10 protein-coding genes are annotated in these 13,360 nt (G+C 34.7%); 4 read left to right on the top strand and 6 right to left on the bottom strand.

Going from position 1 to position 13,360, the window contains the following annotated elements; translation table 11 throughout:
* Positions 1-9: 9 nt before the first annotated feature.
* The 3 genes from GM921_RS05565 to GM921_RS05555 form a co-directional block, all read right to left on the bottom strand.
* Entirely contained in the window at positions 10-414 is a 405-nt protein-coding gene (locus GM921_RS05565) for a hypothetical protein (protein WP_182921606.1), read from the bottom strand.
* A gap of 148 nt (positions 415-562) precedes the next feature.
* Positions 563-3,109: a type I DNA topoisomerase gene (topA, locus tag GM921_RS05560; RefSeq protein WP_182921605.1), complete on the bottom strand. Its 2,547-nt coding sequence runs from the start codon at positions 3,107-3,109 to the stop codon at positions 563-565.
* Between the two features lie 255 nt (positions 3,110-3,364).
* Positions 3,365-3,778 carry a lipocalin-like domain-containing protein gene (locus GM921_RS05555; protein ID WP_182921604.1) on the bottom strand — a complete coding sequence of 138 codons (414 nt, stop codon included), beginning with the start codon at positions 3,776-3,778 and terminating at the stop codon, positions 3,365-3,367.
* A gap of 118 nt (positions 3,779-3,896) precedes the next feature.
* Between GM921_RS05555 and GM921_RS05550 the strand changes: the two genes are divergently transcribed.
* Positions 3,897-4,415, top strand: coding sequence for a glutathione peroxidase (locus GM921_RS05550; protein ID WP_182921603.1), 519 nt, complete (start codon positions 3,897-3,899; stop codon positions 4,413-4,415).
* A gap of 95 nt (positions 4,416-4,510) precedes the next feature.
* Here the strand turns inward: GM921_RS05550 and mnmA are convergent, their stop codons facing one another.
* A complete protein-coding gene (gene mnmA / locus GM921_RS05545) occupies positions 4,511-5,602 on the bottom strand; it encodes a tRNA 2-thiouridine(34) synthase MnmA (RefSeq protein WP_182921602.1) in 1,092 nt (363 codons plus the stop codon).
* 77 nt (positions 5,603-5,679) lie between these two features.
* The gene (locus tag GM921_RS05540; protein WP_182921601.1) at positions 5,680-6,714 is read right to left on the bottom strand and encodes a LacI family DNA-binding transcriptional regulator; all 1,035 of its coding nucleotides are present in this window, start codon (positions 6,712-6,714) and stop codon (positions 5,680-5,682) included.
* Between the two features lie 180 nt (positions 6,715-6,894).
* Between GM921_RS05540 and GM921_RS05535 the strand changes: the two genes are divergently transcribed.
* The 3 genes from GM921_RS05535 to GM921_RS05525 all read left to right on the top strand — a co-directional run bounded on the left by GM921_RS05535 (position 6,895) and on the right by GM921_RS05525 (position 12,327).
* Entirely contained in the window at positions 6,895-9,180 is a 2,286-nt protein-coding gene (locus GM921_RS05535) for a GH92 family glycosyl hydrolase (RefSeq protein ID WP_182921600.1), read from the top strand.
* A gap of 106 nt (positions 9,181-9,286) precedes the next feature.
* Entirely contained in the window at positions 9,287-11,134 is a 1,848-nt protein-coding gene (locus GM921_RS05530; protein WP_182921599.1) for a DNA topoisomerase, read from the top strand.
* 161 nt (positions 11,135-11,295) lie between these two features.
* Positions 11,296-12,327, top strand: a complete 1,032-nt coding sequence (locus tag GM921_RS05525; RefSeq protein WP_182921598.1) for a S66 peptidase family protein — start codon at positions 11,296-11,298, stop codon at positions 12,325-12,327.
* A 159-nt stretch (positions 12,328-12,486) separates the two neighbouring features.
* Here the strand turns inward: GM921_RS05525 and GM921_RS05520 are convergent, their stop codons facing one another.
* Positions 12,487-13,254: an MBL fold metallo-hydrolase gene (locus tag GM921_RS05520; RefSeq protein ID WP_182921597.1), complete on the bottom strand. Its 768-nt coding sequence runs from the start codon at positions 13,252-13,254 to the stop codon at positions 12,487-12,489.
* Positions 13,255-13,360: the final 106 nt, after the last annotated feature.

Raw genomic sequence — 13,360 nt, 5'->3', positions numbered from 1 at the left:
TAGGCAAGACTACTTTATCATCACTCCAGGCATATTCAATACCGGAACTCTTATTAAATTATTCTCTACAATACTTTCTGGAAGGAAGATGAATTTCTTATCGTAGATTTCTTTACCAATATAATAACTCAACCAATACTCATTAGTTAAGCCAAAAACAGCTGGATCAATAGCTTCAACACCTGCAAAAGAATTTGCATTTAAATCGCCAATAAAATGTCTAAGAAGTGAAGTTTTTACTGGTTTACCGTCTTTTTCACCATAACCTTTAGATGTAATTAAAACGTTGGTTATTGGTTCATTTTTAAAGTTCACCACATAAACAGTCCAACTACCAACTTCAGGCGTTTCACCAACTAAAGCAACTGCAATAGCAATATCTTCAACAATATTTTCTGGTAAATCTGCTTTCATAACCCAATATTCTTTGTCCTTCCGAGGAGCGAAGAATCTCATTTTGAATTTAATTTTAGAGATCCTTCACTGCGCTACCGATGTGAAATCGGCACAAGTCTGGATGACAAATCTAATCTTGAAAATCTTAAAATCCCTTAATCCTGATCTATTTCTTTTTCGCTACAACCTTCTTCTTTGCAGGTGCTTTTTTCTTAGCATCAAAAGCTTTTGGTAATTGTTCTACAATTAGTTTTTTAACATCATCCAATGGAATTTCCGCTAATTCTTCTGCTGTATATTTTGCTTTGGTTTTAGGATTGTTTCTCAATTTCAACATTTCTTTACCGAAACGGATGAAAGGTCCCCAACGACCGTTTTCAATCGCAATTTTCTCAGTTTCCCATTGCTGGATATAACGATTGTTCTCTTTCTCAATCTTTTTCTCAATCAATTCCTTAATATCATTTGCAGATAAAGCATCGAAATTATAAGCTTTTGGTACATTGATAAATAAACTATTCCATTTAATAAAAGGACCAAATCTTCCAGTTCCTTTCGTTACAGGTAAACCTTCATATTCTGCAACTGGAGCATCAGCAGTAACTTTTTCTCCAATAATTTCTAGTGCTCTAACTTGATCAACAGTTAAAGGATCTTCGTTTTTCGGAATAGAAATAAAAGCATCGCCCCATTTCACATAAGGACCAAAACGACCAACACCAACCGAAACTTCTTTACCTTCATAATCTTCTAGTTGGAAAGGTAATTTGAATTGATCTAAAGCTTCTTCTAAAGTAACTGTTCCAACAGATTGAGATTTGCCTAAACTTGCATAACGAGGTTTATCTTCCTCATCATCAGATATCTCACCTATTTGAACTAAAGGACCATAACGTCCAACTTTAGCATACACATTTTTACCAGTAGTTGGATCAATACCTAATAAACGTTCTCCATTTGCACGATCTGCATTTTCTAACGTATTTTCTACTTCACTATGGAAAGGAGTATAAAAAGAGTGGAGCATTTTTGTCCATTCTTGTAAACCTTGCGCAATCTCATCGAACTGTTTTTCTACTTTAGCAGTAAAGTTAAAATCTACAATTCCTTTAAAATGTTCTACTAAAAAATCATTTACAACTTCACCAATATCAGTAGGGAAGAGTTTAGATTTTTCAGCTCCAGTTATTTCAGATTTGGTTACTTTACTAATGTTTCCATTAGCCAAAACCATACTTACAAATTCTCTTTTTTTACCATCTTTATCTTCCTTAACCACATAACCACGATTTTGAACCGTAGAAATAGTTGGCGCATAAGTAGACGGTCGGCCAATGCCTAGTTCTTCTAATTTCTTAACTAAACTTGCCTCTGTATATCTTGCAGGTGGACGAGAAAAACGTTCAGTTGCTGCTAATTCCTTTAATATTAACGATTGCCCTTTTGCCAATGGTGGAAGCAAATTGTTGTCCTCATTTTCTTCATCCTCGTCATCAGTTGATTCTAGATAAACTTTTAAGAAACCATCGAACTTCAAAACTTCGCCTTCGGCTAATAATTCTTCTTTTCTGGTAGATATATTAATATTAACGTTTGTCTTTTCAAAAATAGCTTCACTCATTTGTGAAGCGATGGCACGTTTCCAAATTAAATCGTATAAACGTTTTTCGGAGTTATCTCCATCCACACTGTGTTGATTAAAATAAGTAGGACGGATAGCCTCGTGAGCTTCTTGTGCACCTGCAGATTTTGTTTTGTAAACTCTAGGTTGATGATATTTATCTCCCCAAGCAGATCTAATTTCAGCTGATGCTGCATCAATAGCCGTTTGAGATAAATTTACCGAATCCGTTCTCATGTATGTAATTTTACCACTTTCATATAGCTTTTGAGCTATTTGCATTGTTCTAGCAACTGAAAAACCAAGCTTACGCGAGGCTTCTTGTTGTAGTGTAGATGTTGTAAATGGTGCTGCTGGATTTCTCTTTGCAGGTTTAACTTCCAAACTACTTACTGCAAAATTTGCGTTAACACAATCCTGTAAGAATTTTTCAGCATCAGCTGCTTTTTCAAAACGTTGTGGCAATTCTGCTTTTACAATTTCTTTACCTTTTCCAGTAGTAAATTGAGCGGTAATTTTAAATGCAGCTGTGCTATTAAATTTATTTACTTCACGTTCGCGATCAACAATTAATCGCACTGCGACAGATTGTACACGGCCAGCAGATAGGAAAGGCTTAACTTTTTTCCATAATACTGGAGAAAGTTCAAAACCTACTAATCTATCTAGAACACGACGGGCTTGTTGAGCAAAAACTAAATTATAATCAATAGTACGAGGATTATCGATAGCCTTTAATATAGCAGGTTTGGTAATTTCATGAAAAACAATACGTTTTGTATTGCTTTCTTTTAAGCCCAACGTTTCATATAAGTGCCAAGAAATAGCTTCCCCCTCACGATCCTCATCGGATGCTAGCCATACCATTTCGGCTTCTTTAGCTAGTTTCTTTAATTCGGCAACGACTTGTTTTTTATCGGCAGGAACCTCATAGGTTTGGGAAAAATTATTATCAGTATCTATTCCCATATCTCCTTTTACTAAATCGCGGATATGACCATAACTAGACTTAACCAAGAAATCTTTTCCTAAATACCCCTCTATGGTTTTAGCTTTTGCAGGTGATTCGACTATTAGTAAATTTTTTGCCATTCAGAACGTTTTTCTGCAAATAAAACTATAAATAAGTCTAAAATCAAAATTGGTTTTGCTTTTAATTGAAAAAAAGAAAATTAATGACTGCTATTTAGCTACATTTTATAAGTAAATCCTCTGCTTACTTTTATTGTCGAAATATTTTATAATTACCTTTTACTTGCTTGATAACCAAATCGATATGCAGATATAATTTCTGTACAAACATCTTTTCGAATCAAATAAACTTTGGAATATTGACCTATAATTAAATTAGTGGATAAAAATATATTGAATTTTTACTGTGCTAGTTCCATAAGAGATTTTTTGATGCATTTTAAGTGTATCAGTCGTTAAACTAGAAATGTAATAATATATTCCATCTTCCGATATAATAGTATTCGAAGTGAAATCTAAAGTGTAATTAAAGCCTGAAGTGGTTGTGAACTGACGAGTGCTGCAGTTTGGTTGACTCTGTTTTACTGTTAAGGAATTTGCACTAAAAGTATAAATATCACCTATTTCACACTCACTAAACATTGAAAGTTTTGATGGACCTTCATATACTGATCTAGTTGTTCTCCATTTCTTACTTGTTAATAAGCTTAGCGAATCACTTTTTTCTTTTTTACAAGAATAACCAATGAGGGAAAAAACAAGTAATGTTAGTATTGGTTTTACTTTCATAGAGGTTTATTTATAATTACTAAGTTATTTAATAAATCTCTCAATTTCTTTACCATAAAATTATTTTCCCAAACCAATTTCTAACTATCTTCGTTAGTATATTCTAAAAATAAACATCATGATCAACACCTTATTAATACTATTTAGTTTATGGACTGCGCCAACGCCTCCTAAAACTGTTTACGATTTTTCTTTTAAAAGCATTGATGGTAAAACCATAAAACTTTCGAAATTTAGAGGAAAGAAAATATTAATTGTAAATACTGCTTCTAAATGTGGGTATACGCCACAATATGAAGATTTAGAGAAACTGCATAAACAATATGGTAAAGATGTAGTGCTAATTGGTTTTCCTGAAGGAAATTTTGGCGGACAAGAATTAGGTACAAATGCCGAAATTAAAGAGTTTTGTACTGGTAAATACAGCGTAAGTTTTCTTTTAGCCGAAAAAAGTAGTGTTAAGGGAGATGATATCACACCATTGTTTAAGTTTTTAACCACGCAAGAAAACCCAGATTTTAAAGGTGATATTAAATGGAATTTCGAAAAATTCTTAATTAATGAAAAAGGAGAGTTGGTACACCGTTATCGCTCTGCTGTAAAACCATTAGATCCAGCTATCGTTAGTAATTTATAAGGCTTTTTAAGCTTTAAGAACAGAAAAAAGCCGCAGATTTGCAGATTATTATTTCAATCTGCAAATCTGCGGCTTTATTTATTTTGTATAATTAGTTATATCAAAAATCCACCCCCCAACAAATCATTGCCTTCATAAAAAACAGCTGATTGACCTGGAGCTATTGCAGAAACATTATGATCAAAAACCACACGCATTTGATCTTTTTCTTGAACAATTGTACTTAACATCCCTGCATCTTTATAACGGATTTTAGTAATCACATTATCCATCGGTTCGTTAATGTTTTCATATTTAATTAGGTTAAGATTTCTAACCATAGCTTCTTTACGTTCCAATTCATCGGCTCTGCCTAACACAACTGTATTACTTTCAGGTAAAATCTGAGTAACAAACATAGGTTCGCCAAAAGCAACGCCTAAACCTTTACGTTGTCCAATAGTGTAAAACGGATAGCCTTTATGTTGGCCGATAATCATTCCGTTACTGTTTACGAAATTTCCGCCAGCAACTCTATCTTCTAAATCTTCAACTTTGTGCTTTAAAAATGCTCTGTAATCATTGTCAGGAACGAAACAAATTTCATAACTCTCAGATTTCTTTGCCAATTCTTCTTGTCCCATATCCATCGCCATTTGGCGGATATCAGCTTTTGCAAAACTACCTAACGGGAATTTAGTACGTGATAAGTTTTCTTGAGAAACGCCCCAAAGCACATATGATTGATCTTTATTCTCGTCTTTTCCTTTAGAAATTACGTGTCTACCTGTTTCTAATTGGCGAATATTTGCATAATGACCTGTTGCAATAAATTCGCAATCTAGTTTGTTAGCACGTTTTAATAAAGCTTCCCACTTGATGTGGGTATTACACAAAACACAAGGATTTGGTGTGCGACCAGCTAAATATTCATCTACAAAATTGTCGATTACAAAATCGCCAAATTCATCACGAATATCTAAAATATAATGAGGGAAACCATAGTTTACAGCCAACGTACGAGCATCATTAATGCTATCTAAGCTGCAACAACCAGTTTCTTTACTACTTCCACCAGATGTGGCATAATCCCAGGTCTTCATGGTAAGGCCAATTACTTCGTACCCTTGCTCGTGCAACATTACTGCTGCAACCGAACTATCAACCCCGCCACTCATGGCCACCAAAATTCTACCGTGTTTACTCATTACTTAAATTAAAGGATGCAAAAATACGGGTTTTTGATGAATTAATTATTCGAGGTAGTCTGAACAATGTAAAAAGGCTATTTAGTTTTTTGGCTAGATGCTCTTTCTTGAATCGTTGTATTTAAAAGTACGGTTTCGTAAGGCTGACTTTCTTTATTATCTATCAATGCTAATAATTGTTTTGTAGCCAAATTACCAATTTCAAAAGCTGGTTGATGAATTGTGCTTAGAGAAGGGTATAAGGCGTCGGCCAAATCTGTATTGCTAAAACCAATTAAAGCAACATCAGTTGGAATTTTATAACCAAGTTGATTAAGTAGCGACAAACATTTTGTAGTTAATTGATCGGTAGCCGTAAAAATAGCCGTTGGTTTGCTTTTTAAGGCCATTAATTCTTGTATGGCTTTCTCTAAATTTTGATTTAAAGAAACTGCATTAGGTGTATCACAAAATTTAACTAACTCTTCTTGATAAGCTAAACCTGATTCACGCAAAGCTTTCTTATATCCTTCAAAACGATCAGTAGCCATGCTTAGTTTGGTGTTACTACTAATGTGCGCAATACTAGTATAACCGTTATTAATCAAGTGCATAGTAGCATCATAAGCGCCTTTAAAATTATCTGCTGCAACTTTATGTGTTTCAATATGCTCACTTAACCTATCAAATAATACAATAGGTAAACCAGTTTTTTGCAAGCTAATTAAATAATCAAAATCTGTTGTTTGGAAAGCGGGGGAGATTAGTAAACCATCAATTCCGCCAGCATATAATAAGTTTACGCAAGCTTTTTCTTGTTCAAAGGATTCCTTGCTTTGCATAATAATCAATTGATAATTATGATCTGTACAATGCTGATCAATACCATCTAGCATTTGTGCCACAAAATTGTTATCAATCGAACAAACCACCACACCAATAGATCTACTTTTGCCTTCTTTTAAACTTTTAGCCATCCGATTTGGGATATAATGATGCTCCTTAGCATAGGCAACAACCTTTTGCTTAGTTTCATCTCCAATTTGATAACTATCTGTTAATGCTCTAGATACGGTAGAAACAGATAAGTTTAACGCTTTGGCAATATCTCGTAAGGTGATATTAGTGTTCATCAATTAGTGTTATGGTATTAATTGCTAAGGTACGAATTTCTGACGTTTTAGGAGAACTTGATTCTACGAATTATAAGGGTTTACTAAAACCTTTTAGTTGTAGTTTTATTAATGATATCATACATTTCATCTAAAATTAATACCTTAGATTTTCTATTAATTATTCTGCTATATAAAATTATGAAACAGACTTTATTTTATTGCTTATTATTCTTTTCAATCGTTGCTAATGCACAACAAAATCTGGTTAAATATGTAAAACCATTAATCGGTACCGAGAAAATGGGGCATACCTATCCGGGTGCAACGGTTCCTTTTGGAGCGGTGCAATTAAGTCCAGAAACGGATACTATTCCTTATGAGGTAAATGGAAAATACAATGGCGATGTATATAAATATTGTGCAGGATATAAATATGAGGATAAAACAATAGTTGGATTTAGTCATACACATTTTAGTGGAACTGGCCATTCTGACTTGGGAGATTTTTTAATTATGCCTACGCAAGGTAAATTACAACTAAACCCAGGTATTGCAAGTGATACTAAAACTGGTTTTCGCTCTGCTTTTTCTCATGCCAATGAAGTTGCAGAAGCTGGTTATTACAAAGTGAAATTAGATGATGATAACATTACTGCAGAAATGACGGCTACAACTCGTGTAGGTATGCATCAATATACTTTCCCGAAATCTAATCAAAGCCATATTATTTTAGATTTAATGGCTGGAATTTATAATTACGATGAAAAAACTGTGTGGACGTATGTTCGTGTGGTTAACGATACTTTAGTAACAGGTTACCGCCAAACGTATGGCTGGGCTCGTACACGTACGGTGTATTTTTCGATGAGTTTTTCTAAACCATTTAAAAGTTACGGACAAAAGAATTACGATGCTAAACAGGCTTATCGTGGTTTCTGGGGTAAATTTGATCAAACTAAAAACTTCCCAGAAATAGCAGGTAGAAAAGTAAGAATGTACTTTGATTTCGATACCAATGAAGGTGAAAAAATTAAAATCAAGTTTGCTTTATCTCCAGTAAGTCAAGAAAATGCACTGCAAAATATGCGAACTGAAATTACCGGATGGGATTTTGAAAAAGTTAAAGCACAAGCACAAACTACATGGAATAAAGAGCTGAATAAAATAAATATTTCAGCTGCAGAAGATGATAAAACCAATTTTTACACCGCAATGTATCACGCTTTTATCAATCCAACAACCTACATAGATGTAAATGGACAATATAAAGGCTTAGATCAAGGTGTACACACCGCAAGCGGTTTTACTAATTACACTACATTTTCTTTGTGGGATACGTATAGAGCTTTGCATCCATTTTTTAACATTATACAACCAAGTAGAAACAATGATATGGTGAAATCTATGTTAGCGCATTACGATCAAAGTAGTTTGCAAATGTTGCCAATATGGTCGCATTATGCGAATGATAATTGGTGTATGAGTGGTTATCACAGCGTTTCTGTAATTGCAGATGCAGTTGTAAAAGGAGTTTACAATGGCGATGCAAACAAAGCCTTAGATGCTTGTATTACAACAGCAAAACATCGTAATTACGAAGGAATTGGCTATTACATGGATTTAGGTTATATCCCTGCAGAACGTAGCGGTGTTTCTGTTTCTAACACACTAGAATATGCATACGATGATTGGGCAATCGCACAAATGGCTAAAAAGCTAAACCGCCAAGATATTTACGATGAATTTATTAAACGTTCTGGAAACTGGAAAAACAATTACGATAAAGCAACTGGTTTTATGCGCCCTAAATTAGCTGATGGTACATTTAAAAAAGGATTTGATCCATTAAGTACAAATGGACAAGGCTTTATTGAAGGCAATAGTTGGAATTACAGCTTTTTTGTTCCCCAAGATCCAGCTGCTTTAATGGAATTGATGGGAGGGAAAAAACGATTTGCATTAAGATTAGATACTTTATTTACGATGCATTTGCCTGATGAATTTTTCGCAGAAACTGAAGATATTACTCGTGATGGAATTATTGGCGGTTATGTGCATGGAAATGAACCAGCGCATCATGTTGCTTACTTTTATAACTGGGCAGATCAAGCTTATAAAACTCAGGCTCAAGTGCGTCATATTTTAAGAATGCAATATAAACCAACTCCAGATGGTTTGGGCGGTAATGATGATTGTGGTCAGATGAGTGCGTGGTATATGTTTTCTTCTTTAGGTTTTTACCCTGTTTCGCCAGGTGGCGATGAATATGCATTGGGTTCGCCATCAGTTAATAATGCTAGCTTAAGTTTAGAAAACGGGAAAACATTTACGGTTGAAGCAATTAATCAGAGCGATAAAAATGTATATGTACAGAAAGTTTTATTGAATGGAAAAGAGTTGACTAAGCCATTTATTAAGCATGGCGATATCACATCTGGTGGAAAACTGACTTTTTACATGGGGGCAAAGCCGAAGAAATCTTAATTTTTGCAAGCTGTTCACATCCAATTATATACTAACAATCGCTAAAAATTGACTGCCTTGTCCAATATTTTTTTAGATATTTAGGGTTCTAAAAGGAATTCTAAGAATGAAAATTGTTATTGCCGAAAAGCCATCCGTTGGTCGTGAGTTAGCTAAAGTGTTTGGTGCAACAACCAGGAAAGATGGCTATATTGAAGGCAAAGGCTATTCATTTACATGGGCTTTTGGACATTTATTGCAATTAGCACCACCACAAGATTATGGTTTTATAGGTTGGCGTAAGCAGCATTTACCCATGTTACCTGCTAAATTTAAACTAGCTATCCGTAAGATTAAAACTAAGGATGGTTTTGTAGAAGATCCTGGTGTTCGAAAACAGTTAGATATTATTAAAAAACTGTTTGATGAAGCTACAGAAATTATTGTAGCAACGGATGCTGGGCGTGAAGGAGAATTGATTTTTAGGTATATTTATTACTTCCTTAAATGTAAAAAACCATTTAAACGCTTATGGATTTCTTCGCAAACTGATGAAGCTATAAAAGACGGTTTTAGAAATCTGAAGCCGGGCTCAGATTACGATACCTTGTTTAATTCTGCACATTGCCGTTCCGAATCAGATTGGCTGGTGGGCATGAATGCTACGCAAGCTTTAAGTATTTCTGCTGGTTCTAAAAGTGTGCTTTCTTTAGGTAGGGTACAAACTCCAACATTAGCTATGATTTGCGCTCGCTTTATTGAAAGCAAGAACTTTGTGCCTCAAACGTTTTATCAAATTGCTATTCAATTAGATAAAGACGGACAATTGTTCAAAGCTATTTCTAATGCTAATTTCAAAACTCAACCAGAAGCACAAGCAATATTTGACAAAGTCGAAGATGTTGCATCTGGTTTTGCAACGGGTGGAAATATTACCGCAGTTGAAGCCAAACCAAGAAAAGAACCACCACCACTTTTGCACGATTTAAGTAGTTTACAGCAAGAAGCCAATAAGAAAAATGGCTTTACAGCAGATCAGACCCTAAACCTGCTACAAAACTTATACGAAAGTAAATTAGTTTCTTACCCTCGTACTGGAAGTAGATATATTGGCGATGATGTTTTTGCAACTGTTCCACAATTGATTAGTACTTTAACTGATCATCCAACTTTTGGTAATCAGGCTAATTTTTTACAAACTGCAACTTTAAACAAAAGGAGTGTAAATGCGAAGAAAGTTACCGATCACCATGCGGTTTTGCCAACGGGCGTTAAACCATACAATTTAAGTAAAGATCATCAAGCGATTTACGATATGGTTGCGGGTCGAATGTTAGAAGCATTTCATCAAGAATGTGTAAAGGAAATCACTAAAATTACCATCGAATCAGGTTCTGTATTTACCGCAAATGGTACAGTTATCCGCTCTGCGGGTTGGCGTTCGGTGTTTAATGAAACTGAAGATGAAAAAAAGGATGAGGAAAATCCAGCTTTGCCAAAATTAAAAGTTGGAGAGTTATTGCCGATTGTAAATAAAGCTTTATTAGAAAAACAAACCAAGCCAAAACCTTTGTATAACGAAGCATCCTTATTAAAAGCCTTAGAAACTTCGGGTAAGGAGATTGAAGATGAAGAATTACGTTATGCGATGAAAGACAGTGGTTTGGGTACGCCTGCAACACGTGCTGCAATTATAGAAACCTTACTAACTAGAGAATATATTGTTCGTGATAAACGAAATTTAATTCCAACTACTAAAGGCTTGGCGGTTTATGAAGTAGTAAAGGACAAGAAAATCGCACAAGCAGAGTTAACCGGTCAATGGGAAAAGCGATTAGAAGAAATTCGTTCTGGGGCATCAGTAACTGATTTTAAGGCTGAAATTGCAGATTATACCAAAACCATTACACAAGAACTTTTAGTAGCAGGAGTAGGGCTTTCTGCGCAGTTGGCGGAAGTTCCCACAGCAGTTTAAATTAAAATTTCGTCATTTCGACCGTAGCGGAGAAATCTTTCAGCTATGTGCTCTTGAGGGTAAGATATCTCCTCGCTCCCGAAGAAGTCGGGACAAGTGTGCTCAGTTCGATATGACGTAAAGATTTGAAGATTTAGGGTATTTGTTTATATTGCTTCATCATGAATCGTAAATATTTTCTATCCTCAATTATTCCAACCTCACTTCTTTTAAGTTCATTAAGTAGCAAAGCTGATGTAATTTCTTCTTTAACTGATGAACCTAAACGCATAAAAATACCGCCCTACCTTTTACCTGGAGATACTATTGGTATTACTTGTCCGGCTGGTTATATTACTCAGGCAGAGATTGATCCATCAATTATTCAAATGAAAAGCTGGGGATTTAATGTTGTGGTTGGCAAAACGGTTGGCGCTAAAGATTTCACTTTTGGCGGTACAGATCAAGAGCGCTTAACAGATTTGCAACAAATGCTAAACGATCCGAATATAAAAGCAATTATGTGTGCAAGAGGAGGGTATGGAGCAATCAGAATTGTAGATCAGCTTGATTTTAGTTTGTATAAAGCATCACCAAAATGGTTAATTGGTTTTAGTGACATTACAATTTTGCATTCTCATATTAACGGTAATTATAGAGTTGCTACCATTCATTCTAAAATGTGTAATAGTTTTCCATCAGATTGGGCTTTGGCTGAGCCTATTCAAGTCGAAACAATAAACTCTATTCAGCAAGCGCTTAAAGGAGAAAAGATGAAATATTTTGCTCCATATAACACCAGTAACAGAATGGGAACAATGCAAGGTGAATTAATTGGTGGGAATTTACGGTGTATTGAAAATTTAGGTGGTAGTAAATCTGAGATTGAAACTGACGATAAAATTCTTTTTGTAGAAGATACCGGAGAGTATTTATATAGTATTGATAGAATGTTTTATAACCTCAAGCGTAGCGGAAAATTAGAAAAGTTAAGAGGATTAATTGTTGGAGGTTTTAAAGTAAAACCTGATGATGCCGGAGAGGAATTTGGTAAAACCTTAGTTGAAATAGTTTTAGATAAAGTAAAGGAATATGATTATCCAGTTTGTTTTGATTTCCCTGTAGGGCATCAAAGAGCTAATTTCGCTTTAAAATGCGGAGTTAAACACGTACTTGATGTAAGAGTGGAAGGAAGTAAACTCGAGGAAATTTAATACATTTTGTCATTCAGATGAAGGAAGGGTCAGTAACTGCCGTCCTTCCCGTGAAAACGGGAATCGTAATGCGTAAAAAAACCTCTTATTGCATTACGATTAGCTGCGCTGAGCACTTCGTGGTTCCCAATCAAGTTGGGAATGACGAATAATCGCTTACTAAGCACTAATATAATAAACTGCTGTTTCTTGCAATCGCGAAGCCACAATAATCTCCGTACCATTGGCATGTTGCTGAAATAAATCATGAACTAAGTTTGGACAATTGTTATCCTTACTTAAATGAGAAAGAAAAAGATGACTCATGTACGAAGGTTTGTGTGCAATAAATAAATCTAAAGCCTGTTTATTCGATAAATGCCCATGTCCACCTCGAATTCTATTTTTTAAGAAATAAGGATATCGACCTTTGTCTAACATTTCCTCATCATAATTAGCTTCTAAAAAAGCAGCGTGACATTCCTTGAAATTATGAATTACATTTTCGCAATTATTCCCAATATCTGTAAAAACCCCAACTTTTACACCAGCACAACTAATGGTAAAACTATGTGGCTCTGCGGCATCATGTAATTTTGGAAATGCAGTAATCTGTAAATTACCAACTTGAATAGGCGAGTAAGCGACAAATGAGTTTAGTAAATTTGGTTGAATTTGCTGTCTGCCACTCAATAATGTACTTTGAGTAATATAAACAGGCAATTGATATTTTTTAGCAAGTACAGGCAAACCACGAATATGATCGCTATGCTCGTGAGAAATAAAAATAGCTTTTACTTTGCGCATGCTCAATGCTAATCTCTGCATGCGAATTTCTGTTTCCTTACAACTTAAGCCAGCATCAACCAAAATGGCTTCTTCTTCGTTGCCGATATAAAAACAATTTCCGTTACTACCTGTATTAAGTGAGCTGATAAATAAAGCCATAAGAATTACAAAGAAAGTGTTTTTATTAATTTTTAATTTGCATTTTTATAAACATTTACGAATGCTGAAACAAATTAGTTGATTGCTGTTTTTACTAAAACTGAAA

It is taken from the genome of Pedobacter planticolens (assembly GCF_014172375.1).
Classification (GTDB): domain Bacteria; phylum Bacteroidota; class Bacteroidia; order Sphingobacteriales; family Sphingobacteriaceae; genus Pedobacter; species Pedobacter planticolens.
This window is presented reverse-complemented; position numbering and strand designations above follow the sequence as displayed.